The organism is Pseudomonas sp. NPDC086278 (assembly GCF_050280905.1).
Classification (GTDB): domain Bacteria; phylum Pseudomonadota; class Gammaproteobacteria; order Pseudomonadales; family Pseudomonadaceae; genus Aquipseudomonas.
Window position 1 is genome coordinate 15620 of record NZ_JBNNWE010000031.1, and the last position, 24720, is coordinate 40339.

The window sequence follows — 24720 nt, forward strand, 5'->3', positions numbered from 1 at the left end:
AGCAAGCCCGCTCCCACATTTGAGTTTCGGTGAGCTGTAGATCGGGTTACAGCGCCGACGCCGTATCCGGCAGTTTCGGCTGGCGATACAGATCCAGCAGCACCTGATCCAGCACCGACGACGCGCCAAACGGTGCCTTGTCGTTGAGAATCGCCACCACTGCCCAGGTGTTGCCGTTGACATCGCGGCTGAAGCCGGAGATTGCGCGCACGGTGTTCAGGGTGCCGGTCTTGACGTGGGCTTCGCCGCGCATCGCGGTGGTCTTCAGGCGTTTGCGCATGGTGCCGTCGGTGCCGGCAATCGGCATCGAACTGATGAACTCGGCCGCGTATGGGCTGTGCCATGCGGCTTGCAGCATCGCCGCCATTTCACGGGCGCTGACACGTTCGGCGCGCGACAGCCCGGAGCCGTTCTCCATCACCAGGTGCGGCGCGGTGATGCCTTTCTTCGCCAGCCACTGACGCACCACGCGTTGGGCGGCTTTGGCGTCGTCACCGTCGGCATCGGTGCGGAACTTCTGGCCCAGGCTCAGGAACAGCTGCTGCGCCATGGTGTTGTTGCTGTACTTGTTGATGTCGCGAATGATTTCCGCCAGATCCGGCGAATAGGCGCGGGCCAGCAACTTGGCGTTGCTCGGCGTTGGGGCGAGACGGTCCTTGCCCTGGATGCTGCCGCCCAATTCTTTCCAGATCGCCCGTACGGCGCCGGCGGTGTAGGTCGCGTGGTCGAGCAGCGACAGGTAGGTCTGCGAACTGCAGCCGTCACCCAACTGGCCGCCGACCGTGACGGTCACGCTGCCGTCGGCCTGAGTCACCGGGTTGTAGCGCACGCCGCCGGTGCATTGCTTGGAGTTGATCGCCTTGACCTGGTTTTCGATGTTGATGCTGGCAATCGGCGGTTCAACGGAGATCAACACCCGACCGTTGTCATTGCGCGCCACAAAGCGCAGGGCCTTGAGGTTGACCATCAGCGAATCGGGTTTGACCAGGAATGGTTTGTTCTCGTCATTGCCGTCATCGTTGAACTCGGGCAATTGCGGCTGCACGAAGAAACTGCGATCCAGCACCAGGTCGCCGGTGATTTGCGTCACGCCGTTGGCGCGCAGGTCGCGCATCAGCAGCCAAAGTTTTTCCATGTTCAGTTTCGGATCGCCGCCACCCTTGAGGTAGAGGTTGCCGTTGAGGATGCCGCCGCTCAGGGTGCCGTCGGTGTAGAACTCGGTTTTCCACTGGTGGTTGGGGCCGAGCATTTCCAGCGCCGCGTACGTGGTCACCAGTTTCATGGTCGAGGCCGGGTTGACCGAAACGTCTGCGTTGAAAATGGTCGGGGTGCCAGGCCCCGTGAGCGGGATCATCACCAGCGACAGGGCGTTGTCCTGCAGCTTGCTGGCCTTGAGGGCTTTTTCGACGTTGGGGGTCAGCGCGGTATTGATCGGGGCGGCGGAAACGGGGAGGGCCAGCGGGAGAAGAAAACTGGCCAGCAACAAGGGACGCAAAGATTTGATCATCTGAAATAGAACCCTACAGCCGAGGGGAAAAAAGACGAGGGCATGAAGATAAATTCCCTCAGTGGTCATGAAAGTGTCGGCATTATGCCCCAAGGTGTAACGCGTTGGGCCGTACGTCGACCCCCTAATCCGCTATTTTTTTACCGACGGTAGCCGCAGGCGTCCAGAGAGTCGGGCAATTGGCGGCTTAAACTGCTAAAGTGCCGCCCGTTATTACTTATGAGGATTGTTCCAATGGCGACTAACCGTTCCCAGCGTCTGCGCAAAAAACTGTGCGTCGATGAATTTCAAGAGCTGGGTTTCGAGCTGAACCTGGATTTCAAAGAAGATTTGGCTGATGAAGCCATTGATGCTTTCCTCGACGCATTCCTCAAAGAAGCCATGGAAGCCAACGGTCTGGGCTATGTGGGCGGCGATGACTTCGGTCTGGTTTGCCTGATCAAGCGTGGCTCGGTGTCCGAAGAGCAGCGCGCCGCTGTTGAAGCCTGGCTCAAAGGCCGCAGCGAACTGACTGAAGCAACCGTCAGCCCGCTGCTGGACGTCTGGTACCCGGAAAAGCCGATCAATCCGGTAGCTTGATGTCATAAAAGAAACGGCGACCCAAGGGTCGCCGTTTTTTTATGCCTGTTTTTTGTCGGTCATCAGGCCTTGCGCCAATTCAGAATGAGCAACGTCAACAGCCCCGCGACAATTCCCCAGAAGGCCGAACCGATGGAAAACAGCGTCAGCCCCGACGCCGTGACCATGAAGGTGATCAGCGCCGCTTCACGTTCTTTCACCTCGGTCATGGCAATGCTCAAGCCATTGATGATCGAGCCGAACAGCGCCAGCGCCGCAATCGACAGCACCAACTCTTTAGGCAGCGCGGCAAACAGCGCCGCCAGCGTCGCACCGAACACCCCGGCGATCCCGTAGAAAATCCCGCACCAGACCGCCGCTGTGTAGCGCTTGTTGCGATCTTCGTGGGCGTGCGGGCCGGTGCAGATCGCCGCGCTGATGGCGGCCAGGTTGATGCCGTGGGAACCGAACGGCGCCAGTAGCAGCGAGGCGATGCCGGTGGTGGTGATCAGCGGCGAGGCCGGCACCGTATAGCCGTCGGCGCGCAATACGGCGATGCCGGGCATGTTCTGCGAGGTCATCGCCACCACAAACAGCGGGATGCCGATGCTGATGGTCGCGGCGAGCGAGAAGTGCGGCGTGGTCCAGATCGGTGTCGCCACTTCCAGGTGAAAACCGCTGAAGTCCAGCAGGCCCATCAAGCCCGACAGCGCGGTGCCGATCAGCAAAGCCGCGAGCACCGCATAACGTGGGGTCAGGCGTTTGACGATCAGGTAGGTGAAGAACATTCCCAACACCAACCCGGTGCGATGCTGGGCGGCGACGAAAATTTCACTGCCGATCTTGAACAGAATCCCCGCCAGCAACGCGGCGGCCAACGACGCCGGAATCTTTTTCACCAGCCGTTCGAAGCTGCCGGTCAAACCGCAAATCGTCACCAGCACCGCGCAGGTGATGTAGGCGCCGATGGCCTCGCCGTAACTCACGCCACCCAGGCTGGTGATCAGCAACGCCGCGCCGGGCGTCGACCAGGCGATGGTGATGGGCGTGCGATAGCGCAACGACAAACCGATCGAGCACACCGCCATGCCAATCGAGATTGCCCAGATCCACGATGAAATCTGCCCGGTGGTCAGGCCCGCCGCCTGGCCGGCCTGAAACATCAGGACCAGCGAGCTGGTGTAACCGGTCATCATCGCGATAAACCCGGCGACGATGGCTGACGGCGACGTGTCGGCCAAGGGGCGGAGCTGCGTGCGTGTGGCGTCGTTCATGACAGCGGTGTTCCCTGTTGTGATGAAGATATCCGAAGCGCCGCTAAACCCTGTGGGAGCGGGCTGCGTTCAGGCGGATTCTGCGATCAAGCCTAAACTCAAAAGTAACGAATCGTTGCAATACAGCGGCAGCGACAAACAGCCGTACAGTCGTGTTGCCACTATCCATTGTGTACAATCGCGATGTTTTTCTACGCGATACTTGCCAGCGACCCACTGTGCCGTATTACAGTCACGGTCAATTCGCCGCAGTTCTTCCGACTCGAGTGCCCATGAACGAACAGTTGCAGCCCCTTAAGAAACAACCGCGAGCAGGCAAAGCCGGCCGCAGCGGTACCCAGGACGATATGGTCTACGCGCATATCTTCGAGGCCATCCTCGAACAGCGTCTGGCGCCCGGCACCAAGTTGAGCGAAGAAGCGCTGGGGGAAATTTTCGGGGTCAGTCGCACCATCATTCGCCGCGCGCTGTCACGCCTGGCCCATGAAGGCGTCGTGCTGCTGCGTCCGAACCGTGGCGCTGTCGTCGCCAGCCCGAGCGTCGAAGAGGCCCGTCAGGTGTTTCTGGCGCGGCGTCTGGTGGAGCGGGCGATCACTGAACTGGCCGTTCAACACGCGACCGCCGAACAGATCGCCGAGTTGCGGCAGATGGTCAACGACGAACGCGACAGCTTCTCTCGTGGCGACCGTGGCGCAGGTATCCGTCTGTCGGGCGAATTCCACCTGAAGCTGGCCGAAGCGGCGAAGAACGCGCCGCTGATCAGCTTCCAGCGCAGCCTGGTGTCGCAGACCTCGTTGATCATCGCGCAGTACGAAAGCGGCAACCGCTCGCACTGCTCCTACGACGAGCACACCCAGTTGATCGACGCGATCGAAGCGCGCAACGGGCAGCTTGCGGTGGACTTGATGATGCACCACATGGACCACATCGACAGCAAACTCAACCTCGACGAAGAAAGCGCGTCGGATGATTTGCATGCGGTGTTTTCGCATTTGTTGCAGACCAAGAAGCCGGGGCGTTCGACCGCGAAACTCTGATAGACCGCGGCGCGGCCTTCGCGAGCAAGCCCGCTCCCACATTTGACCTGTGTCGTTCACAAGTCCCCTGTGGGAGCGGGCTTGCCCGCGAAGGCGATCTGACCGGCAATAAAAATCCCCCGGACTGAAGAGTGCGGGGGATTTTTTTCATGCCCGAAAAACCTCAGCGCTGATGCACCTGATTCCCCGCCGCATACGTCTGCAACACCGTCCGGTCGTCCCCCAGCGTCATCAACACAAACAACGTCTCGGCAATGTTATTCGCCTGCTTCAAGCGATAGCTCAGCAGCGGCGTGGCGTTGTAGTCCAGCACCAGGAAGTCGGCGTCGGTGCCGGGTTTGAGCGTGCCGATCTTGTCTTCCAGGCGCAGTGCCCGCGCACCGCCGAGGGTCGCCAGGTACAGCGACTTGAACGGGCTCAGTCGCGCACCTTGCAGTTGCATGACCTTGTACGCCTCGTTCAGCGTTTGCAGCAGCGAGAAACTGGTGCCGCCGCCAACGTCCGTGCCCAAGCCCACGTTCAACTTGTGCTTCTCGGCCATCGGCAAGTTGAACAGGCCGCTGCCGAGGAAGAAGTTCGAGGTCGGGCAGAAGGCGATGGCCGAGCCGGTCTGGGCCAACCGCGCGCACTCGTCGTCGCACAGGTGCACGCCGTGGGCGAATACCGAGCGCTCGCCGAGCAATTTGTAGTGATCGTAGACGTCCAGATAGCCTTTGCGCTCCGGGAACAGTTCCTTGACCCACTCGACTTCCTTCAGGTTTTCGCTGATGTGGGTCTGCATGTACAGGTCGGGGAATTCGCTCAACAACTGCCCGGCGAGGGTCAGTTGTTCCGGGGTGCTGGTCGGGGCAAAACGCGGGGTGACCGCATAGTGCAGACGGCCCTTGCCGTGCCAGCGCTCGATCAGCGCCTTGCTTTCGACATAGCTGGATTCGGCGGTGTCGGTCAGATAGTCCGGCGCGTTGCGGTCCATCATCACTTTGCCGGCGATCATCCGCAGGTCCAGCTGTTCGGCGGCTTCGAAGAACGAGTTCACCGATTGCGGGTGCACGCTGCCGAATACCAGCGCGGTGGTGGTGCCGTTGCGCAGCAATTCCTTGATGAAAATACCCGCGACTTCGTCGGCGTGAGCCTTGTCGGCGAACTGGCTTTCGCAGGGGAAGGTGTAGGTGTTCAGCCAATCCAGCAGTTGCTCGCCATAGGCGCCGACCATGCCGGTTTGCGGCAAGTGGATGTGGGTGTCAATGAAGCCGGGAGTGATCAGCGCGTCCTGATAATGCGCGATCTCGATGTCGGCCGGCAGGGTGGGCAGCAAGTCGCTGGCGTGACCGAGCGCGCTGATCTGGCCGTTATCGACCACCAGCAAACCGTCTTCGAAATACTCGTACGAGGCTTCGATGCCGACTTCGGCAGGGTCGGCAATGCTGTGCAGGATGGCGGCGCGGTAGGCTTTGCGAGTCAAAGGCATGTGATTCTCGGTGGTTAGTTCGTGGCTTGGCTGCGGCGTGAAACAGGCAGCAGTCGGGCAATCGATGATCCGGCGCTGGCGGTCTGCTGGCCGAAATTCGCGTTATAGGTGGCGATGATTTCGCCAGCGATGGAGATGGCGATTTCCACAGGCAATTTGCCTTTGACTTCGCCGATGCCCATCGGACAGCGCATGCGTTGCAGCGAGGCGCTGTCGAAACCACGGTCACGCAAGCGGTGTTCGAACTTGACCCGTTTGGTCTTCGAGCCGATCAGGCCGAAGTAGGCGAAGTCGTTGCGCTTGAGGATCGCGGCGGTGAGTTCGAGGTCGAGCTGGTGATTGTGGGTCATGACGATGCAATAGCTGCCGACGGGCAACTCATCGATTTCATCCAGCGGTTCTTCGGCGACGATTTTACGTACGCCGTGGGGGATCTGTTCCGGGAACTCGGCGTCCCGCGAGTCGATCCAGCGCACGCGGCAGGGTAGGCTGGCGAGCAACGGCACCAGTGCGCGACCGACATGGCCGGCGCCGAATACGGCGATCTGCGCCTGGACCTGGCCCATCGGTTCGAACAGCAACACCGTCGCGCCGCCGCAGCACTGGCCGAGGCTGGCGCCGAGGCTGAAGCGCTCCAGATGCGTGTCCTGCTTGCCGCTGGCGAGCATTTCGCGGCCGATCTGCATGGCCTTGTATTCCAGATGCCCGCCACCGATGGTGTCGAAGGTCTGGTTGGCGCTGATGACCATCTTCGAACCGGCATTGCGCGGCGTCGAGCCGAGCTCTTCGATGATGGTCACCAGCACGCAGGGTTCACCCTGGGATTGCAGGTCGGCGAGGGCGTCGATCCAGTTGTACATGTTTCACCTCGACATCTGTGTTGTCTGTTCGGGCCTCTTCGCGAGCAAGCCCGCTCCCACATTTGGAATGCATTCCCCTGTGGGAGCGGGCTCGCTCGCGAAGGCCGCACCTCGGTCCTTAAAGCGAAGCCAACTCCGCCGGCTCAGCCTCAACCGCCTTCGCCACCTTCAACTGGCGCATCTGCTCACACCCCCACAACACCCGCTCCGGAGTCGCCGGGGCGTCGATGTTCGGTTGATGCTGGTAATCGCCGAGGCTCGCCACGGCGTCCTTGATCGCACACCACGAAGCGATGCCGAGCATGAACGGCGGCTCGCCCACAGCCTTGGAATGGAACACCGTGTCTTCGGGGTTCTTGCGGTTTTCCACCAGCTTCACCCGCAGGTCCAGCGGCATGTCCGCGACCGCCGGGATCTTGTAGCTGGCCGGGCCATTGGTCATCAGTTTGCCTTTGTTGTTCCACACCAGTTCTTCCATGGTCAGCCAACCCATGCCCTGGATGAAACCGCCCTCGACCTGACCGATGTCGATGGCCGGGTTCAGCGAGGCGCCGACGTCGTGGAGGATGTCGGTGCGCAACATCTTGTACTCGCCGGTCAGGGTGTCGACGATCACTTCGCAGCACGCCGCGCCAAACGCGAAGTAGTAGAACGGACGACCACGGGCCTGGCTGCGGTCGTAGTAGATTTTCGGCGTCTTGTAGAACCCGGTGCTCGACAGCGACACCTGGTTGAAATACGCCTGCTGGATCAACGCTTCAAACGTCAGGATGTGATCACGAACCCGCACGTGGCCGTTGTGGAACTCCACGTCTTCTTCGCTGACCTTGTAGTGACGCGCAGCGAATTCGACCAGCCGCTGCTTGATGATTTCGGCGGCATTCTGCGCCGCTTTGCCGTTCAGGTCGGCGCCACTGGAGGCGGCGGTTGGCGAGGTGTTCGGCACCTTGTCGGTGTTGGTCGCGGTGATCTGCACCCGGTCCATTTCCACCTGGAACACTTCGGCCACGACTTGCGCGACTTTGGTGTTCAGGCCCTGGCCCATCTCGGTGCCGCCGTGGTTCAGGTGGATGCTGCCGTCGGTGTAGACGTGGATCAGCGCACCCGCCTGGTTAAGGAAACTGGCAGTGAACGAAATGCCGAATTTGACCGGGGTCAGCGCCAGGCCTTTTTTCAGGATCGGGCTGTTGGCGTTGTAGCGACGGATCGCTTCGCGGCGCTCGGCGTACTGGCTGCTTTCTTCCAGTTCGGCGGTCATTTCCTCGAGCATGTTGTGCTCGACGGTCTGGTAGTAATGGGTGACGTTGCGCTCGGTCTTGCCGTAGTAGTTGGCCTTGCGCACCGAGAGCGGATCAAGCGCCAGATGGCGCGCAATCGCGTCCATCACTTCTTCAATCGCGACCATCCCTTGCGGGCCACCGAAACCACGGTACGCGGTGTTCGAGGCGGTGTTGGTCTTGCAGCGGTGGCCATTGATCGTCGCATCGCCGAGGTAGTACGAGTTATCGGCGTGGAACATCGCGCGGTCGACAATCGAGGCCGACAAGTCTGGCGAGCAGCCGCAGTTGCCGGCCAGTTCCAGCGCGATGCCGTGCAGGCGCCCGGTGCTGTCGAAGCCGACGTCGTATTCGACGTAGAACGGGTGACGCTTGCCGGTCATCAGCATGTCTTCGACACGCGGCAGGCGCATCTTGGTCGGCTGGCCGGTGAGGTGCGCGATCACGGCGCACAGGCACGCCGGGCTCGCCGCCTGGGTTTCCTTGCCGCCGAAACCACCGCCCATGCGGCGCATGTCGACGACGATTTTATTCATCGACACGTCGAGCACTTCGGCCACCAGTTTTTGCACTTCGGTCGGGTTTTGCGTCGAGCAGTAGACAATCATGCCGCCGTCTTCAGTCGGCATCACCGAAGAGATCTGGGTTTCGAGGTAGAAGTGTTCCTGGCCGCCGATGTGCAGCGTGCCCTGGATGCGATGTTCGGCGGTGGCCAGTGCGCCGGCCGAATCGCCGCGCTGGTGGGTGTGGCTGTCGAGCACGAAGTGGCGTTTTCGGAGTGCCTCGACCACGTCGAGCACAGGCTCCAGATCTTCGTATTCGATGATCGCGGCCATCGCCGCCTTGCGCGCGGTTTCCAGGTCCTTTGCTGCAACGGCGAGCACCGGTTGACCGACGAATTGCACATCATCGATGGCCAGCAACGGATCGCCCGGCAGCAGCGGACCAATGTCTTTCAAGCCCGGCACGTCTTCGTGGGTAATGGCGATGCGCACGCCGTCGAAGGCGTAGCACGGCTTGGTGTCGATGCTGATGATTTTCGCGTGGGCACGGTCCGACAGTCGCGCGTACACGTGCAACTGATTCGGAAACTCCAGCCGGTCGTCGATGTACTGCGCTTCACCGGACACGTGCTTGGCGGCGCTGTCGTGCTTGACGCTGCGGCCGACACCGGTGGTCAGGTCCTTGGCGAACAGTGCAGCCAGTTCGGCTTGGGTCTTCTCTACAGCGTGATGATTAGACATAAGCGGTCACCCGAGTCTCGATGTGCGGTGTTTGCAGCTCGATGAAGTATTTGCGCAGCAGGTTTTGCGCGCTGAGCAGGCGATATTCCTTGCTGGCGCGAAAGTCCGAGAGCGGTGTGAAATCTTCGGCCAGGGCGGCGCAGGCGCGTTCGACCGTGGCGTTGTTCCACTGGGCGCCAAGCAGCACGGCTTCGCAGCTTTTCGCGCGTTTTGGCGTGGCGGCCATACCACCGAAAGCGACGCGGGCATCGGCGATCACACCGTTTTCAAGGCGCAGGTTGAACGCGGCGCAAACAGCGGAAATGTCATCGTCCAGGCGCTTGGACACCTTGTACGCACGGAACAGCTGTTCGGCGCTGGCACGCGGCACGATGATCTTCTCGATGAACTCGCTTTCCTGACGCGCGGTGACCCGGTAATCGATGAAGTAATCTTCCAGCGCCATGGTGCGGCGGGTTGCGCCTTTGCACAGGACGATTTGCGCGCCCAGTGCGATCAGCAGCGGCGGTGAGTCCCCAATGGGCGAGGCATTGCCGATGTTGCCGCCCAGCGTGCCCTGGTTGCGGATCTGCAGCGAGGCAAAACGCTGCAGCAGTTCGCCGAAATCCGGGTATTCGGTTTTCAGCGCGTCGTAGCAGTCGGAGAGGGCGGTGGCGGCGCCGATTTCCAGGCGATCGTCGAAGCGTTCGATGCGCTTCATTTCAGCGACGTTGCCCACGTAGATCATCACCGGCAAGGTGCGGTGGAACTGCGTGACTTCCAGCGCCAGATCGGTACCGCCGGCCAACAGGCGCGCCTGTGGATAAGCGTCGTAGAGGTCGGCCAGATCGGCGACGGTCAGCGGCACCAGGCAGCGTTTGTCGCCACTGTTGAGTTCGCCGATGTCGGTGGGTGCAATGGCTTTCAGGCGGGCGATGGTGTCGGCTTCGCGAGTGTCGAACTGGTCCGGCTGCCTGGCGCAGCAGGATTGCTCGGCGGCTTCCAGAATCGGTCGGTAGCCGGTGCAGCGGCACAGGTTGCCGGCCAGCGCTTCGTGGGCCTTATGGGAATCCGGTGCATCGCTGTTTTTTTGCAGCGCGAACAGCGACATCACGAAGCCTGGGGTGCAGAAGCCGCATTGCGAGCCATGGCACTCGACCATGGCTTTTTGCACGCTGTGCAGTTCGCCGTTGTGCTTGAGGTCTTCAACGCTGATCAGTTGTTTGCCGTGCAATGACGAAACGAACGTCAGGCACGAGTTGAGGCTGCGGTAGCGAATGTGTTCGTGGCCATCGTCATCCGTTTGCAGCTCGCCGACCACCACAGTGCAGGCGCCGCAGTCACCGCTGGCGCAGCCTTCTTTGGTGCCGGGTTTGCCCACATGGTCGCGCAGATAATTGAGCACGGTCAGGTTTGGGTCCAGGGCGTGCTCGCTACGGAGTTCCTGGTTGAGTAAAAACTGGATCACGGAAGGCCTCGCAGACTCATTATTGTTGTTAACCGATGTGAACCGAATTTATCAGGTCTGACTTTTCGGTCAATGATTTTCTGACTTAAAGGTCAGGAAAATACATTTTGTCGATCAACAACACGTTCCTTCATTATTGACCCTCGCGGGATAGCCTGCTTTTTGCTTGAATCGTGCCAAAAACCGCCGAGTGGGCACTCCGCCATGACCCTTCATCTGCGCTACACTGCGCCGCTTGTGCAGATCGATAGAGTTTGAAGGACAACCATGACGTTCAAGGCGCCGGACAGCCTCGCCGAGCAAATCGCTCACCACCTCGCCGAACGCATCATCCGTGGCGAAATGAAGCCCGGGGAGCGCATTCAGGAACAGAAGGTCACGCTGGCGCTCAATGTCAGCCGCGGTTCGGTCCGCGAAGCCTTGCTGATTCTTGAGCGTCGCCACCTGATCGCGATCCTGCCGCGACGGGGCGCGCACGTCACCGAACTCACGGCTCACAAGGTGCAGAGCCTGTGCACGCTGATGAGTGAACTCTACATTCTGCTCGGCAACGCCGTGGCGAACGGCTGGCGGGTGCAGGCCGACATGGCGCCGTTCGTGCAGATCCAGCAGCGCCTGCGCGCCAGCTACGAGCGTCAGGACATCCGCACGTTCGTCGACGACAGCTTCAACGTGATGCGCGCCGCGTACCCGTTCGCCAATAACCCGTATTTGCAGGAAACCGTCGAGAATCTGCAGCCGGCCATGAGCCGCGCGTATTTCCTCGCCCTCGATCAGCGCAAAGCGTCGATGAGTGAGTTCCTCGAACTGTTTGAACGCTTGCTCGCTGCCGTGCTGGCCCGTGATTTGCCGCTGATCCGCGTGGTGCTGACGGCTTATGCCCAGCGCAGTTGCGATCTGGTGGTTTCTGCCCTGACGGACGCTTAAGCGTGCGGCTCAAGTGCATCAAGCTGGCGGGGTTCAAATCCTTCGTCGACCCGACCACGGTGAACTTCCCCAGCAACATGGCGGCAGTGGTCGGGCCCAATGGCTGCGGCAAATCGAACATCATCGACGCCGTACGCTGGGTGATGGGCGAAAGCTCGGCCAAGAACTTGCGCGGCGAGTCGATGACCGACGTCATCTTCAACGGCTCGACCAGCCGCAAACCAGTGAGCCAGGCGAGTATCGAACTGGTGTTCGACAACTCCGATGGCACCTTGCTCGGCGAGTACGCCGCCTATGCGGAAATATCCATCCGCCGCAAAGTGACCCGCGACAGCCAGACCACCTATTACCTCAACGGCACCAAATGCCGGCGCCGCGACATCACCGACATTTTCCTGGGCACCGGCCTGGGGCCGCGCAGCTATTCGATTATCGAGCAGGGGATGATCTCCAAGCTGATCGAGTCCAAGCCCGAAGACCTGCGCAACTTTATTGAAGAAGCGGCGGGCATCTCCAAGTACAAGGAGCGCCGGCGCGAGACCGAAAACCGCATCCGCCGCACCCACGAAAACCTCGCGCGCCTCACCGACTTGCGCGAAGAGCTCGAGCGTCAGCTTGAGCGCTTGCACCGCCAGGCAGAAGCCGCCAAGAAGTATCAGGAATACAAAGGCGAAGAACGCCAGCTCAAGGCCCAGCTGTCAGCCCTGCGCTGGCAGGCACTGAACGAACAGGTCGGCCAGCGCGAAGCGGTCATTGGCAATCAGGAAGTCACCTTCGAAGCGCTGGTCGCCGAGCAGCGCAACGCCGATGCCGCCATCGAACGCTTGCGTGACGGGCACCATGATCTGTCAGAGCGCTTCAATCTGGTGCAGGGGCGCTTCTATTCGGTCGGCGGTGACATCGCCCGGGTCGAGCAGAGCATCCAGCACGGCCAGCAGCGTTTGCGTCAGCTGCAGGACGATCTGAAAGAAGCCGAGCGCGCGCGCCTCGAAACCGAATCGCACCTGGGCCTCGACCGGACGCTGTTGCAGACCCTCGGCGAAGAGCTGGACATGCTCACGCCGGAGCAGGAAGTCACCAGCGCTGCCGCCGAAGAAGCGGCCGCCGCGCTGGAAGAATCCGAAACCACCATGCACGCCTGGCAGGAGCAGTGGGACACGTTCAACCTGACGGCCGCCGAGCCGCGCCGCCAATCCGAAGTTCAGCAGTCACGCATCCAGCAGCTGGAAACCAGCATGGAGCGTTTGGCCGATCGCCAGAAGCGCTTGGGCGAAGAGCGCGCGTTGCTCTCGGCGGACCCGGAAGATGCGGCGATCATGGAGCTTGGCGAGCAGTTGGCGGCGTCCGAAGCCACGCTCGAAGATTTGCAGGCCAGCGAAGAAGCGCAGGTCGAACGCCTTGAGCAACTGCGTCAGGAACTGCAACTGGCGCTGCAAAATCAGCAGCAGGCGCAAGGCGATTTGCAGCGCCTCAACGGTCGACTCGCATCCCTTGAGGCCTTGCAGCAAGCCGCGCTCGATCCGGGCACCGGCACTGCTGAATGGTTGCGCGAGCAAAATCTGGCGGACCGCCCGCGTCTGGCCGAAGGCCTGAAAGTTGAAGCGGGTTGGGAGCTGGCGGTGGAAACCGTGCTCGGCGCCGACCTGCAAGCGGTGCTGGTGGACGATTTCAGCGATTTCGATCTGGGCGGATTTGCCCAGGGCGATTTGCGCCTGCTCAGCCCGGACGGCGACGGCGTGCGCGTGGCGGGCAGCTTGCTCGATAAAGTCGAAGCGCAGATCGATCTGTCGCCCTGGCTGGGGCAGGTCAAACCGGTCGACAACCTTGAGCAAGCGTTGGCGTTGCGCAGTCAATTGACGGCCGGCCAGAGCCTGATCAGCCGCGACGGTTATTGGGTCGGTCGACACTTTTTACGCGTACGCCGTGCCAGTGAAGCGGAAAGTGGCGTGTTGGCCCGAGGTCAGGAAATCCAGCGCCTGAGCGAAGAGCGTGAAGAGCGCGAAGCCACGGTCGAGACCCTTGAAACTCAACTGCAAAATCTGCGCGCGCAACAGCGTCAGCAGGAAAACGGTCGCGAGCATTTGCGCCGGTTGCTGCAAGACGAAGCGCGTCAGCAAGGTGAATTGAAAGCGCAGTTGTCCGCCGGCAAAGCTAAGGCTGAACAACTGACGTTGCGGCGTACGCGTCTCGACGAAGAGCTTGTCGAGTTGGGTGAGCAGCGCGCACTGGAACACGAAAACATCGGCGAGGCGCGTTTGCAATTGCAGGACGCCCTCGATGCGATGGCGCTCGACACCGAGCAACGTGAGTTGCTGCTGGCCCAGCGCGACAGCTTGCGCGAGCGACTCGATCGCGTGCGTCAGGAAGCCCGGCAGCACAAGGATCACGCGCATCAACTGGCGGTGCGTCTGGGCTCGCTCAAGGCGCAACACGATTCGACGCGCCAGGCGCTTGATCGGCTGGAGATGCAGTCCGAACGCCTGACCGAGAAGCGCGAGCAACTGAGCCTCAATCTGGAGGAGGGCGAGGCGCCGCTGGAAGAGCTGCGGCTCAAGCTCGAAGAGTTGCTCGACAAGCGCATGACCGTCGATGAAGAACTGAAAACCGCGCAAATCGCGCTGGAAGACGCTGACCGCGAACTGCGCGATGCGGAAAAACGGCGCAACCAGGCAGAGCAGCAATCGCAGTTGATTCGTGGGCAGATGGAAACGCAACGCATGGAATGGCAAGCCCTGACCGTGCGTCGCAAGACCCTCGAAGATCAATTGCTCGAAGACGGCTACGACCTGCACGGCGTGCTTGCCACGCTCACGGCCGAGGCCAGCGAGAAAGACGCCGAAGAAGAACTTGAACGCATTGCCGCGCGCATTCAACGCCTCGGCGCGATCAACCTCGCGGCCATCGACGAATACACGCAACAATCCGAGCGTAAACGGTATCTGGATGCGCAGAACGACGATCTGGTGGAAGCACTGGACACGCTCGAGAACGTGATTCGCAAGATCGACAAGGAAACCCGAAACCGCTTCAAAGATACCTTTGATCAGATCAATGGCGGTTTACAAGCGCTTTTCCCGAAAGTTTTCGGTGGCGGGCGCGCGTATTTGGAACTGACGGGCGAAGATCTACTCGATACAGGGGTAACGATCATGGCGCAGCCGCCAGGGAAGAAGAACAGCACCATCCATTTGCTCTCCGGTGGCGAAAAAGCCCTGACCGCATTGGCCCTGGTTTTTGCGATCTTCAAATTGAACCCGGCGCCGTTCTGCATGCTCGATGAGGTTGACGCTCCACTGGATGACGCTAACGTTGGACGCTACGCACGACTGGTCAAGGAGATGTCGCAGACGGTGCAGTTCATCTACATCACCCACAACAAGATCGCCATGGAAATGGCCGATCAACTGATGGGGGTGACGATGCACGAACCGGGTTGCTCGCGTCTGGTGGCAGTGGATGTCGAAGAAGCGATGGCGATGGTGGATGCCTGAGCCGACGCTCGTAGGGCAAGTAATTTTGGTCTGTAAGACTTTTTTTACTTCCCGCTGATTGCTGGCCAATCGACATATTCGCTCAAGCCATGGTGACAGACGGTGTAAAGTTACCTTTGGTCGTGCTAGTTTAATGTCAATTTTTCGTATACGTGGGCAAAACGCCTGTCAGAACATAGAGTTGGCGCCACGTTTTAAAGCGGTTTGCGAGTTGTAAACCCCTTATTTTTCAGCATTTTTTATAGAGGCACGGGATTACATGGAAATCGGTCTGCGCGAGTGGCTGATCGTCATCGGCATTATTGTCATTGCCGGTATTCTTTTCGATGGCTGGCGTCGCATGCGCGGCGGCAAGGGAAAACTGAAATTCCGTCTTGACCGAAGTTTGTCCAATCTGCCGGACGAGGACACCAGCGCCGAGCTGTTGGGCCCGCCTCGCGTGCTGGATACGCACAAAGAACCGCAGCTCGACGAGCATGATCTGCCGTCGGTGAGCATGCCGGCCCGTGAACCCCGTGAGTCGGGTTCCAAACGCGGCAAGCGTGGCCATGGCGAACCCTCGCAAGGCGACATGAACCTCAGCCTTGACCTGGACGGCGGCCCGAGCTTCAGCAGTCGTGACGACGATTTCCCGGACGACACCAAGCCTGCGCCGACGGTCAGTGATAAAGATCAGCCGCAAGCCGAAGAAGTGTTGGTGATCAGCGTGATCTGCCGCGACGCGGCCGGCTTCAAAGGCCCGGCGCTGTTGCAGAACATTCTGGAAAGCGGTCTGCGTTTCGGCGAGATGGATATTTTCCACCGCCACGAAAGCATGGCCGGCAACGGCGAGGTGCTGTTCTCGATGGCCAATGCGGTCAAGCCGGGCATCTTTGATCTGGACGACATCGACCATTTCAGCACCCCGGCGGTGAGCTTTTTCCTCGGTCTGCCAGGCCCGCGTCATCCCAAGCAAGCCTTCGACGTGATGGTGGCCGCAGCGCGCAAACTGTCCCAGGAGCTGAACGGCGAACTGAAAGACGACCAGCGCAGCGTGCTGACCGCACAGACGATCGAGCACTACCGTCAGCGCATCGTTGAATTCGAGCGCCGCGCCCTGACCCAGAAGCGTTGATTCAAATGGCTGTTGTGGCCAGGGGCTAGCCCCCTGGCTACATAGTCCAAGCCTTTAGGCTATCGTGATTAGAAGATTGAGCAGCCTCGGCTGCTCTTTTGCTTTATGAGAGAACACCCATGACCGCCGCCAAAAACCGCATTCTAGAGCTGCGCGCTGAGCTCGATCAGCACAACTATCGTTATCACGTGCTGGATGAGCCGAGCATTCCGGACGCCGAGTACGACCGGTTGTTCCACGAGCTCAAGGCGCTGGAAGCGGCCAATCCCGAATTGATCACCAGTGATTCGCCGACCCAGCGTGTCGGCAGCGCAGCGCTGTCGGCGTTCACTCAGGTGCGTCATGAAGTGCCAATGCTCAGCCTCGGCAACGCCTTTGAAGAAACCGACATGCGCGAGTTCGACCGTCGCGTGACTGAAGGTCTGGACCTGCCGGCTGGCGATTTGTTTGGCGGCGGCGCAGCGGTGGAATACAGCTGCGAACCAAAACTCGATGGCCTGGCGGTCAGCTTGTTGTATCAGGACGGCGTGCTGGTGCGCGGTGCGACGCGCGGCGATGGCACGACCGGCGAAGACATCAGCGTCAACGTGCGCACCGTGCGCAATATCCCGCTCAAACTGCAAGGCAGCGGCTGGCCGGCGACCCTGGAAGTGCGCGGCGAAGTGTTCATGTCCAAGGCCGGTTTCGAGCGCCTGAACGCCACGCAACTGGAAGTCGGCGGCAAGACCTTCGCCAACCCGCGCAACGCGGCGGCCGGCAGCTTGCGGCAGCTGGACTCGAAGATCACCGCCAACCGTCCACTGGAATTCTGCTGTTACGGCATCGGCCAGATTTCTGCCGATATTGCCGACACGCACATTGGCAATCTGCAGCAACTTCAAGCCTGGGGCATGCCGATCAGTCGCGAGCTGAAGCTGGCGCACGGCATCGACGAATGCCTGGATTACTACCGCGACATCGGTGAGCGCCGTAACGCATTGGCCTATGAAATCGACGGCGTGGTGTTCAAGGTCAACAGCATTGCTTCCCAGCGGGAATTGGGCTTCCGCGCACGTGAACCGCGCTGGGCCATCGCCCATAAATTCCCGGCCATGGAAGAACTCACTGAATTGCTCGATGTGGAATTCCAGGTCGGTCGTACCGGCGCGGTGACACCGGTGGCGCGCCTGAAACCGGTGAAAGTCGCTGGCGTCACCGTGGCCAACGCGACTTTGCACAACATGGACGAAGTCGCGCGGCTGGGCCTGATGATCGGCGATACGGTGATCATTCGCCGCGCCGGCGACGTGATTCCGCAAGTGGTGCAAGTGGTCATGGAGCGGCGCCCTGAGACCGCGCGTGCGGTGCAGATTCCCGAGAAATGCCCGGTCTGCGGTTCGCATGTCGAACGCACGCAACTGGTCAAACGCAGTAAGGGTCGCGAGACCGTCAGTGAAGGCGCGGTGTATCGCTGCGTCGGTCGTCTGGCCTGTGGGGCGCAACTCAAGCAGGCGATCATTCACTTCGTCTCGCGCCGTGCGATGGACATTGAAGGCCTGGGCGAGAAGAGCGTCGAGCAGTTGGTGGATGAAGGTCTGGTCAATTCTCCGGCGGATCTGTATGCGCTGACGTTCGAGCAAATCGTCGACCTCGAAGGCTTTGCCGAGTTGTCGAGCAAGAATCTGCTGAGTGCCATCGACGACAGCAAAAAACCAAGCCTGGCACGCTTCATCTACGCCCTCGGCATTCCCGATGTCGGCGAAGAGACGGCCAAGGTGCTGGCGCGATCCCTGGGTTCGCTGGAGCGGGTTCAGCAAGCGTTGCCGCAGGTGCTCACGTACTTGCCGGATGTCGGGCTGGAAGTGGCGCACGAGATTCACAGCTTCTTTGAAGACGCGCACAACCGGCAGGTGATCAAGGACCTGCTCACGCATGGCATGCAGATTCAGGATCAGGGCGAACTGGGCGCCGAGTTTGCGGCAAGCACCACGCTGGGTGGCTTTCTCGACAAGCTGCACATTCCATCGGTAGGGCCGGGCGGGGCGCAGAAACTGGCTGAGCGGTTCGGTTCGCTGGAAGGGGTTTTCGCTGCCGACTGGCTGGACATGCGTCAGGCATTGCCGGAGAAACAGGCCAATTCGGTTCGCGAGTTCTTTGCTGTCGAAGAAAACCGGCAGCTTGCCGAGGCGGCCGAGCAGCAATTGCGCGACTTCGGCATGCACTGGCAGAGCGAGAAAAAAGTCGTCGAAGGCTTGCCGCTGGCCGGGCAAACGTGGGTGCTGACCGGTTCGCTGGAGCTGATGAGCCGCGACGTTGCCAAGGACAAGCTCGAAAGCTTGGGCGCCAAGGTCGCCGGTTCAGTGTCGGCCAAGACCCATTGCGTGGTGGCCGGGCCGGGCGCCGGCTCGAAACTGGCCAAGGCCAATGAGTTGGGGTTGAAGGTGCTGGATGAAGAGGCGTTTGTGCTGTTCTTGAAGAATCACGGTATTTCGGTGTGATGTCTGCGTGAACCCTGTGGGAGCGAGCTTGCTCGCGATAGGGTCGCTGCATTCAGCATTGATGTTCACCGATCTGCTGCTATGGCGAGCACGCTCCCACATTAAGACCTGACCACACAATGTTGGAACGATCCCTGTGGCGCAATGATCTAGTCTTGGCAAGCCCCAGGGAGAGATCGCCATGTACCGCTTCTTCGAACAGCTCAGCTCGCGTATCGCCGCGCCCTTCATCGGCGAGAGCTCGCGCAACAGCAAGGTCTGGCAGTGTCGCTGCGGGCAGTCGCTGTTCTTCGGCAACAGCCAGTGCCTGGCCTGTTCGGCGGCATTAGGCTATCAGCCGGAGCACAGTCGTTTGTCATCGCTGCAACCTGGTCCGGTTATCGATACCTGGCTGCTCGACGCCGATCCCGAGGCCGGATTGTTGCGCCGCTGCGCCAATCTGGACTCCCCGGCCGCGTGCAATTGGTTGCTCCCCGCCAACGACCACGATGCGTTGTGCATCGCCTGTAGCCTGAATCACACCATCCCAGACCTGTCGATCCCGGAGAATCACGAGCGCTGGCGCAAGGTTGAAACCGCCAAACGGCGGCTGGTCGCGCAATTGCTCAGTCTGGGTTTGCAGGTGATTCCCAAGTCCGTCGACGAACAGACTGGCTTGGCGTTCGATTTCATCGGCGTCGACCTCGAAGGCAAGCCGCCGACCACCGGGCACGCCAACGGCCTGATCACCCTCGACATCAAAGAAGCCGACGACGCGCATCGCGAGCAGGTGCGCGTGCAGATGCACGAACCGTATCGCACGTTGCTCGGGCATTTTCGTCACGAGGTCGGCCATTACTACTGGGACCGGTTGATCGCCAACAGCCATTGGCTGGAACCGTTTCGTGGGCTGTTCGGCGACGAGCGCGCCAGCTACGCCGAGGCGCTGGAGCGGCATTACCAGGAAGGCGCGCCGCTGGACTGGCAGCAACATAACGTCAGCGCTTACGCGACCATGCACCCGTGGGAAGACTGGGCGGAAACCTGGGCGCATTACCTGCACATGATGGACGCGGTGGACACGGCGTTGGGGTTTGGCATGAGCGCGCGGGAAATGGATTTCGACTATCAGCCGTTTCCATCGAGCACCCTTTACGATCCGCAGCATCCCGGCGGCGCGGCATTTCTGTCGTTCGTCAACGCCTGGATCGAACTCGCCGGCATGCTCAATGAACTGTCGCGCAGCATGGGGCAGCCGGATTTCTATCCGTTCGTCCTGCCACCGTCGGTCATTGCCAAACTGCACTTCATCCACTTGGTGATCCAGCAGGAGGGCGGCAGGGCGGATGAGGTGTTGCAGGACTTATAGCCGCCGAGCTTCAAGGTCTGCGCATGTCCTTGAACCCGCTCATATTTTTTAATCTGCCCGAACGGTTGTAACTTCGTCTCAGACAGGTACAATGGCGCGGCTCGCCGTCAGGTGAGCGTCGTTATGGTGACCCCATCGGTCCCCCCGCAACGATTACCCGTGAACCTGGTCAGATCCGGAAGGAAGCAGCCACAGCGGGAACATTGTGTGCCGGGGTGTGGCTGGTGGGGTTACCACCTATCTCTAAGTCCTTGAATCTGCAAGGATTTGTCAGTCAAAACACTCGAAGTGTGACAGCGGTTAGGTACACCTAAGTGGTGCACCATAAGCGGCATATTATCGTGCTTGCATCAATCTCTCCACCGTTTGGCAGCGATCACAGACTCATGCCGGTAGCAGCGAATGCGTAAAGCATTGGAAAGACGTGCTCTGTGAACCACAGGCGACAGGAATAGCCGGGAAGCTTAGACTTGTCCCGCAGGCTTTCGTCAGTAAGATCAGTGGCATGCGCGATAAAGCCGACTCATGAGGCTTCGCGGACGGTGCTTCCTATCTCAACAGCCGAACGCTTAGGAAGAAACGCTGCACACATGTCCGCCATCGAGCCGGTTTCGTTAGTAGGAGAGCCGACGAAGCCCCACTAATCAACTCATCCTTTGCCGCAGAAAAACGTAGATGCCTTCTTGGCAAATTGCGCGCAGAAGCAACGAGGAAATGAATTGTCATGACGCGCGACACTGATAAATGGGTGAAGCAGGCTGAGAAGGAGGTGCATGCATGCCTCAACTATGGCAGCGTTTTTCATGACAAGAAGCCGACAAGCAAAGAGCTTGAGTTGGCCTACGGGCATGGTGACTTGAGTGGCCAAATATCGTACATGCGCCGATTTGCAGCGGCTTTAAACGAGCTTGCAGAAGCACTAGAAGCACAAGACGACACCGACGACGAACTTGCATTTGTTCTTCAGATTTACCAGGCACCTTCTGGCCTGTGGGCTGGGCGGCTCTTGTCAGGCGCTGAAGAGGTAGGGGTCTGTGCCGCGTGCACATCACCCGAGGCTGTGTCATATAAAGCCCGACAAAGTGGGATTATTCCTGATCGAATAGAAATTCTGGAGATGGCGCCAGCTAGCGAGGTTGAAGTGGGGCATGCTTCACCGCCTGGCATTGAGAGATAGTGGAAAATGGATGAAATGGACAACTTGACCCGAGAAAAGATTCGGGAGTGGCAGATTCGTCGTTTGGAGATCAAGGACCAGATGCAATTGCATCCGGAGAAGACTCTGGAACTATCGAGGGTGCTGGACCTCATGGATGATGAGCATGCTGCAATTCTCGGTGGGTCGACGATCAATCAGGTTGAAGAACGTCCGGCTTTTGATCGGGCAGCATTTCCCGAGCATTCACTGCGCCATGTTCCTGGCAGGTTTGATCTGCAATTGCACGTGGCTGCACATAGTCCCGAAGACCTTAGTAAGCTACTCGAAATAGCAGTTTATGAGTTGCAGAAGCTAATCAATGCGAAAGGTACTGAAGTAACGGGCGATGACAGGAGATACCCGGGAGGCATGTCGGGTACTTTGGGTGACTATCACTTCGAGCTTCGCGTCAACGACGAGGGCGGCCATGAGTGACTCAAGTGGTGCAGAGATTTCGCAGTGGATGGTAAAGGAAACGCTTGCGGAGCATCTGAGGCCGCTGCTTGCGCGTTATGACGTCAAATGGCGTGGGCATGGGGTCATCTATGTCGACCATGAGCAATACAACATCATCACCGCCCACAGGATCCTTGCGGACTTAAGTGCCAGTCTCGGTGTGCCCATTCAACTGGTCCGCTCCAGGTTGGTCGATTTAGGTTGGTTCAACGATGTCCGCCGTACCTTCCCGGTCCGTGATGGCGTCGCGCGCGTCATTGATAAACTGGCGTCATGGGAGGCGGATGAGCCAGAGGAAGATGACCCTGAAACGAATGAAGAGTATGACCAGGATTGATCTTTTGATGTGTTCTGTCTTGGCTATGAGGTTGTATGCACCCGGAACATTTTGATTTATCTAGCCCTGTGTTCTTGCCCATTACAGATGAAACCTGTGCGGGCTTGTTGCTTGCCGATGGTGCAAAAGCGCTTGGCGTTCTGACGGATCCAGAGCTAGCAGCGATGTTGGTCATACAGAATCTGGCTCAAGCGGCAGAAAAAGACCTTAATGCGGGCGCAGTAGAGCGGGTCTTGGCCAAGCTCATTGCATGGGCCGTCGATTCCCGGCAGTCGGCAGCTGTAGGTTTGTTGTCAGAGGCGCAGCGGCTGTTCGATCCGCGGAAGTTGTACTTCGGTCTGAATGCCATTAAAAGTTTGAACTTACGTTTTCTTCTCGCCGATGAAGTATCGGCACGGGATTACCTGCTACCCGATGGCAAATGGGACGTCGAGTTCAAGGTTCGCCACCATACGGATAACAATCCCTTCAGTCAGCAGATGGTGACGCCCAGACACCGTGAGCGTTGGTTGAGCCCTGCACAAGACAAGCTAGTGAGAACCTTTCGTGCCAATCTGGACGAAGACCTGCATGTTCAAGGGTACGCGGGTATAGGCAAGAGCCACTTGTTAGTTGCGTTGATGGAGCATCTGCGACCCGAAAGGACGTTGCTGCTGGCGCGCACACCTGCAAAGCTGGAAACACTCCGAGAGCGTATGGCGGGAGGACGTGACAGAAAAGTAGGCCTGACTTTTCAGGTGTTAGCCCAGACTCTGTTGTATGGGCCGAGGCCAAAACCTGCGAATACGCCGTCGAGGATTCTGAGCAAGCAAGCACTTTCGCGCGAGCTAAACATCCTCGGTTTTCGTCGTCACGATGCGCAAACGACATTGGATGTCTGCCTCAAGGTGCTTGAGCATTTTTGCCGCTCTAGGGATCGCAGTCTTTCGTCCAAGCATCTGCCTCATTTTAAGCAGGCGTTGTCTAGTCTGGATGCAAGAGTACTTCTTGAGTATTCGAGCCGACTGTGGGGCTATCTTGAGGCAAACCTTGTATGGGGAAGCCAAACCGGGTTTGAAGGTTTGTTGATGATTAAGCGAGCAAGCTTGGCAGGCTGTATGGTTGACGCTCGTTATACGCACGTGCTCATTGACGAAAGTCAGGACATTCCCCCGTCGCTGATGCAAATTCTCGAGCGGGGTCGCCAAGTTCTAATCACCTTGGGAGATGAGTATCAAAAGACCCGTGGTGTGCTGGTCAAAAGGAAACGTGAGGTCCGACAAAGCGAAATCAGCTACTCGGTGCGTTCCGGCCGTAATGTCGAGCGGTTAGTCAATCCGTTGATTTCTCTGCACTCGGAGAAGAGCAAGGTTCCCTTCGAAGGTGCTCGTAATGCTGACGTGGGTATCCAGCTTTACCCACAAGGTTTTGTTCCGCCCGAAGGATGCGTGGTGCTAACCGCGTCTCGCTGGGACATGATGAAGTGGGCCATTCACCTGCACGATGCCAACTGCGCGTTCAGTTTTCTGGGTAAGGAGGCGCAGGATGATCTCAAGCATTTCATGGGCACAGCCATTGAACTGTCCAAGCCGGACTTTTATAGTGCCGAGCACAGTGAAAAGGGGCCTCATCCTTACTTCAGCGACATGACAGACTGGCAACAGGTGCGTGATGCCAACCAGTACGATGAGTCCTTTCTTTGGGTTGATACCAAGCTAGAACAAGGCTTCAACGTTGCCGATTTGACCCGGTTGAACAGGATGGACGGCCGCCCCGGAAAACGCTGCGTATTGTTGATGGCGGAAGAAGCGGGTGGGATGGAGTTCAATCAGGTATTACTGACGCCCGAGCTGCTCACCAATGTGAGTTTCCAGGATGCCTATGAGTTTGATGAGCGAATCTGTGCTGTGTATATCGCAATTTCCCGCGCCAAGCTTCAGCTTTACATTCCATATGATGTGGTTGAATGGATCGACTATCACAAAAACCAGGGGTTCAGAGAGTCGCATGGTTACTGATTATTCCGACCTTCACAGCCATCGGTTTACGTCTGGAGTAGCCAGCATCGAATTTTCCAACAACCATAATCCTGAGTTGCATGCTTCGTAACGATTAGCCATGTATCTGTGGCTAATGGGGTTGCCACCTATCTCTAAGTCCTTGATTTTACAAGGATTTGTCAGTAAAAAATCTCAAAGTGTGACAGCGTGTAGGTACACCTTAGTGGTGCACTGTGCTGACGATCTTACCGTGACCATTTCACTCTCGCGATCCTTGCCGTTCAGGTAGCATCGTTTACGCGAGCATCCTTGGGTGATGCGAGGGAAGTCGAAGTACTTCCGCGATCTCCTCGGCCTTTAATGGCACATCGACATATCTGATTGCCAAGCGACTTGGCGAGGGGTATAAGGAAGTCGCTGGGCGTACCGTCCAGGTGCTCTTTAAACATGGTGAATATTCTCTGGGCTTGCAGTTGGTGGTCGGGAAACTGACCGGCTTTGGTGTTCTTCAAAGCTACCTCTCCGCAACAACTCAGTCCCTTAGGTCGTCCTATGTGTGTGTCCCGTGCTTGGACCGCGCGTTGTCGAGGTGTTCCGCGTTAGCGTTTGCTTTATGCGCTGGCGAAGTGTTTCTCGTTAACGTAAAGCTGTTCGGTTTACGCAATTGGCATGTGTTGACGGATGAATTCTACGGTGACGATGTTTTTGGCGGCGACGGCTT

Annotated in this window: 17 protein-coding genes and 1 other RNA gene; 12 read left to right on the forward strand and 6 right to left on the reverse strand. The window is 59.1% G+C overall.

What is annotated here, in order from left to right:
- Positions 1 to 46: 46 nt before the first annotated feature.
- Complete coding sequence (gene dacB, locus ACQKP4_RS12290) at positions 47 to 1507, reverse strand: D-alanyl-D-alanine carboxypeptidase/D-alanyl-D-alanine endopeptidase (RefSeq protein WP_427633431.1); 1461 nt, start codon at positions 1505 to 1507, stop codon at positions 47 to 49.
- Between the two features lie 234 nt (positions 1508 to 1741).
- Here dacB and ACQKP4_RS12295 point away from each other — a divergent pair, with 234 nt between their 5' ends.
- Positions 1742 to 2086, forward strand: a complete 345-nt coding sequence (locus ACQKP4_RS12295) for a YggL family protein (protein WP_201202105.1) — start codon at positions 1742 to 1744, stop codon at positions 2084 to 2086.
- Between the two features lie 62 nt (positions 2087 to 2148).
- On the opposite strand, the gene ACQKP4_RS12300 is transcribed toward ACQKP4_RS12295, so the two are convergent.
- Positions 2149 to 3339, reverse strand: coding sequence for a benzoate/H(+) symporter BenE family transporter (locus ACQKP4_RS12300; RefSeq protein ID WP_427633433.1), 1191 nt, complete (start codon positions 3337 to 3339; stop codon positions 2149 to 2151).
- 272 nt (positions 3340 to 3611) lie between these two features.
- Here ACQKP4_RS12300 and ACQKP4_RS12305 point away from each other — a divergent pair, with 272 nt between their 5' ends.
- Positions 3612 to 4376, forward strand: coding sequence for a GntR family transcriptional regulator (locus tag ACQKP4_RS12305; RefSeq protein ID WP_427633435.1), 765 nt, complete (start codon positions 3612 to 3614; stop codon positions 4374 to 4376).
- A gap of 163 nt (positions 4377 to 4539) precedes the next feature.
- Here the strand turns inward: ACQKP4_RS12305 and guaD are convergent, their stop codons facing one another.
- The 4 genes from guaD to xdhA all read right to left on the reverse strand — a co-directional run bounded on the left by guaD (position 4540) and on the right by xdhA (position 10672).
- Positions 4540 to 5844: a guanine deaminase gene (gene guaD, locus ACQKP4_RS12310; protein ID WP_427633437.1), complete on the reverse strand. Its 1305-nt coding sequence runs from the start codon at positions 5842 to 5844 to the stop codon at positions 4540 to 4542.
- 14 nt (positions 5845 to 5858) lie between these two features.
- Positions 5859 to 6704 carry a xanthine dehydrogenase accessory protein XdhC gene (gene xdhC, locus ACQKP4_RS12315; RefSeq protein WP_427633438.1) on the reverse strand — a complete coding sequence of 282 codons (846 nt, stop codon included), beginning with the start codon at positions 6702 to 6704 and terminating at the stop codon, positions 5859 to 5861.
- Positions 6705 to 6822: 118 nt separating this feature from the next.
- A complete protein-coding gene (xdhB, locus tag ACQKP4_RS12320) occupies positions 6823 to 9225 on the reverse strand; it encodes a xanthine dehydrogenase molybdopterin binding subunit (protein WP_427633440.1) in 2403 nt (800 codons plus the stop codon).
- Positions 9218 to 10672 (reverse strand): xanthine dehydrogenase small subunit, encoded by a 1455-nt coding sequence (xdhA, locus tag ACQKP4_RS12325; protein ID WP_427633442.1) that lies wholly within the window; start codon positions 10670 to 10672, stop codon positions 9218 to 9220. Before xdhA ends, xdhB begins: the two co-directional genes overlap by 8 nt.
- A 267-nt stretch (positions 10673 to 10939) precedes the next feature.
- Between xdhA and ACQKP4_RS12330 the strand changes: the two genes are divergently transcribed.
- From ACQKP4_RS12330 to ACQKP4_RS12375, 10 genes are all read left to right on the forward strand, one after another.
- A complete protein-coding gene (locus tag ACQKP4_RS12330) occupies positions 10940 to 11599 on the forward strand; it encodes a GntR family transcriptional regulator (protein WP_427633443.1) in 660 nt (219 codons plus the stop codon).
- A gap of 2 nt (positions 11600 to 11601) precedes the next feature.
- Entirely contained in the window at positions 11602 to 15090 is a 3489-nt protein-coding gene (gene smc / locus ACQKP4_RS12335; RefSeq protein ID WP_427633445.1) for a chromosome segregation protein SMC, read from the forward strand.
- 259 nt (positions 15091 to 15349) lie between these two features.
- Complete coding sequence (gene zipA / locus ACQKP4_RS12340; protein ID WP_427633446.1) at positions 15350 to 16204, forward strand: cell division protein ZipA; 855 nt, start codon at positions 15350 to 15352, stop codon at positions 16202 to 16204.
- A gap of 119 nt (positions 16205 to 16323) precedes the next feature.
- Complete coding sequence (gene ligA, locus ACQKP4_RS12345; protein WP_427633448.1) at positions 16324 to 18681, forward strand: NAD-dependent DNA ligase LigA; 2358 nt, start codon at positions 16324 to 16326, stop codon at positions 18679 to 18681.
- A 181-nt stretch (positions 18682 to 18862) separates the two neighbouring features.
- A complete protein-coding gene (locus tag ACQKP4_RS12350; RefSeq protein WP_427633450.1) occupies positions 18863 to 20029 on the forward strand; it encodes a zinc-binding metallopeptidase family protein in 1167 nt (388 codons plus the stop codon).
- 133 nt (positions 20030 to 20162) lie between these two features.
- Positions 20163 to 20259: signal recognition particle sRNA small type (gene ffs / locus ACQKP4_RS12355), an RNA gene on the forward strand.
- Positions 20260 to 20753: 494 nt separating this feature from the next.
- On the forward strand, positions 20754 to 21206 hold the full coding sequence (locus tag ACQKP4_RS12360; protein WP_427633452.1) for a hypothetical protein: 453 nt from the start codon (positions 20754 to 20756) through the stop codon (positions 21204 to 21206).
- A 6-nt stretch (positions 21207 to 21212) separates the two neighbouring features.
- A complete protein-coding gene (locus tag ACQKP4_RS12365; protein ID WP_427633454.1) occupies positions 21213 to 21662 on the forward strand; it encodes a hypothetical protein in 450 nt (149 codons plus the stop codon).
- Positions 21655 to 22020, forward strand: a complete 366-nt coding sequence (locus ACQKP4_RS12370) for a hypothetical protein (RefSeq protein WP_427633456.1) — start codon at positions 21655 to 21657, stop codon at positions 22018 to 22020. Before ACQKP4_RS12365 ends, ACQKP4_RS12370 begins: the two co-directional genes overlap by 8 nt.
- A gap of 35 nt (positions 22021 to 22055) precedes the next feature.
- The gene (locus ACQKP4_RS12375; protein WP_427633457.1) at positions 22056 to 24017 is read left to right on the forward strand and encodes a hypothetical protein; all 1962 of its coding nucleotides are present in this window, start codon (positions 22056 to 22058) and stop codon (positions 24015 to 24017) included.
- Positions 24018 to 24720 lie beyond the last annotated feature (703 nt).

Coding starts and splice junctions, on each gene's coding strand:
- ACQKP4_RS12300 (WP_427633433.1), bottom strand. CDS start 3,339: ATGAACGACGCCACACGCACGCAGCTCCGCCCCTTGGCCGACACGTCG.
- ACQKP4_RS12360 (WP_427633452.1), top strand. CDS start 20,754: ATGACGCGCGACACTGATAAATGGGTGAAGCAGGCTGAGAAGGAGGTG.
- guaD (WP_427633437.1), bottom strand. CDS start 5,844: ATGCCTTTGACTCGCAAAGCCTACCGCGCCGCCATCCTGCACAGCATT.
- ACQKP4_RS12370 (WP_427633456.1), top strand. CDS start 21,655: ATGAGTGACTCAAGTGGTGCAGAGATTTCGCAGTGGATGGTAAAGGAA.
- xdhC (WP_427633438.1), bottom strand. CDS start 6,704: ATGTACAACTGGATCGACGCCCTCGCCGACCTGCAATCCCAGGGTGAA.
- ACQKP4_RS12375 (WP_427633457.1), top strand. CDS start 22,056: ATGCACCCGGAACATTTTGATTTATCTAGCCCTGTGTTCTTGCCCATT.
- ACQKP4_RS12350 (WP_427633450.1), top strand. CDS start 18,863: ATGTACCGCTTCTTCGAACAGCTCAGCTCGCGTATCGCCGCGCCCTTC.
- zipA (WP_427633446.1), top strand. CDS start 15,350: ATGGAAATCGGTCTGCGCGAGTGGCTGATCGTCATCGGCATTATTGTC.
- ACQKP4_RS12330 (WP_427633443.1), top strand. CDS start 10,940: ATGACGTTCAAGGCGCCGGACAGCCTCGCCGAGCAAATCGCTCACCAC.
- xdhB (WP_427633440.1), bottom strand. CDS start 9,225: ATGTCTAATCATCACGCTGTAGAGAAGACCCAAGCCGAACTGGCTGCA.
- ACQKP4_RS12295 (WP_201202105.1), top strand. CDS start 1,742: ATGGCGACTAACCGTTCCCAGCGTCTGCGCAAAAAACTGTGCGTCGAT.
- ACQKP4_RS12365 (WP_427633454.1), top strand. CDS start 21,213: ATGGATGAAATGGACAACTTGACCCGAGAAAAGATTCGGGAGTGGCAG.
- dacB (WP_427633431.1), bottom strand. CDS start 1,507: ATGATCAAATCTTTGCGTCCCTTGTTGCTGGCCAGTTTTCTTCTCCCG.
- ligA (WP_427633448.1), top strand. CDS start 16,324: ATGACCGCCGCCAAAAACCGCATTCTAGAGCTGCGCGCTGAGCTCGAT.
- ACQKP4_RS12305 (WP_427633435.1), top strand. CDS start 3,612: ATGAACGAACAGTTGCAGCCCCTTAAGAAACAACCGCGAGCAGGCAAA.